The organism is Acinetobacter sp. AL9, assembly GCF_041464035.1.
Classification (GTDB): Bacteria; Pseudomonadota; Gammaproteobacteria; order Pseudomonadales; family Moraxellaceae; genus Acinetobacter; species Acinetobacter towneri.
Genome location: NZ_JAYFSK010000144.1, coordinates 1 through 749, shown reverse-complemented (window position 1 = coordinate 749; position 749 = coordinate 1). Strand labels below are relative to the sequence as shown.

General features: G+C 39.5%; 1 protein-coding gene. It reads left to right on the top strand.

Going from position 1 to position 749, the window contains the following annotated elements:
- Window positions 1-274: 274 nt before the first annotated feature.
- On the top strand, window positions 275-749 hold a 475-nt coding region (locus tag ACEO2X_RS13995; RefSeq protein ID WP_371972169.1), incomplete at its 3' end, for a recombinase family protein.

Sequence of the window (749 nt, the reverse complement as noted above, 5' to 3'; positions counted from 1 at the left end):
TAGCAACAGGAGGTGTTGCTGAATATATATCCATGTTCATGGATTAAGTCCCCACTTGTTTTTAGGTGGGAACTAAATTAAGGCTTATAGGATCGCTTGGTAAGGCTGTGTTAGCCGGATGCTTACTCTTCTTTTATGCTTGTAAGGCTTTCTTAACACTATACCCGAATGATAAGGAAACGGTTAGTTACAACGAAATATCATTAGAGTTATTATGATGATTAAATGATAGCTGTATCATTGTAGTATATTCAATTATCTCAAATGATAAACCATGACGACTAGAATCTACTTAAGAGCTTCAACCAAAGATCAAGATGCACAGAGAGCACTAAACCAATTAGATGACTTAAACCAAACGCTCAAGTTAGGTGAATCTGTTACCTATATTGAAAACTTCTCAGGCACGAAGTTGGATCGTCCTGAACTAAACAAGTTGCTCACAGAAGCAAACCAAGGCGACACTTTGATGGTAGAAAGTGTTGATCGTCTGTCCCGTCTAAGCCAAGCAGACTTCCAAGAGCTTAAGCGTAGAATCCAAGAGAAAGGACTTCGCTTAGTAGTTGCTGACCTTCCCACAACTCATCAATTGATCCAAACCAATGACAGCATCACAAGCTCAATCCTAGATCTCATCAACAATATGCTGATTGATCTACTTGCTACTATGGCTCGTTTGGATAACGAGAAACGTATAGAAAGGATCAAGCAAGGCTTAGAGCGTTCAGGGTACAAACCATCAGGTAAGA